The sequence below is a fragment of the Vibrio sp. 03_296 genome, assembly GCF_002265885.1.
Genome location: NZ_NPKW01000813.1, coordinates 1 through 478, shown reverse-complemented (window position 1 = coordinate 478; position 478 = coordinate 1). Strand labels below are relative to the sequence as shown.

1 pseudogene is annotated in these 478 nt (G+C 48.3%); it reads right to left on the bottom strand.

Annotation, left to right across the window (positions count from 1 at the left end):
* Nucleotides 1-38 precede the first annotated feature (38 nt).
* Nucleotides 39-478 (bottom strand): annotated as a pseudogene (locus CIK04_RS28090) (chemotaxis protein CheW); the annotation flags it as partial.

Genomic DNA, 478 nt, shown 5'->3' with positions numbered 1-478 from the left:
CATCACGCCAGTTTGTCTGGCATGACCAACGTGCCGTATCAACCACACTCCAGTTGCTGATCCGATTGGTTGCAACCAAGGTACCAACCCGGTCTGCCGATTAAGTGGTTCAACTGTGTCAGTTGATGGATGCCACCCAACTCATCCAACGGAACAGCAAAAGTGACGCTGTTGACATCAAAATAGAGCACTTGGAAAGCGATATCTCGTTGAGTCGAGGTCCAATCTTTCTTTTCACTAGCAGACGTTTGCGTTTCTAACTCAACCTGAACGTCTTCGGCGATTTGCTCTACTTTAGCTTCAATGGTTTCAATTTCAGGTTCGAGCTCGACGGGCGCAATTTCTGGCTCCTCGACATCGACTTGCCAATCCTGAATCTCTTCAACCACTTCGGTTTCTACTGTCCAATCTTGGATTTCCTCTTCCAAGATGGCGACGGGTTCTTCTTCGATGACAGCGACGTCTTCGACAACCTGAT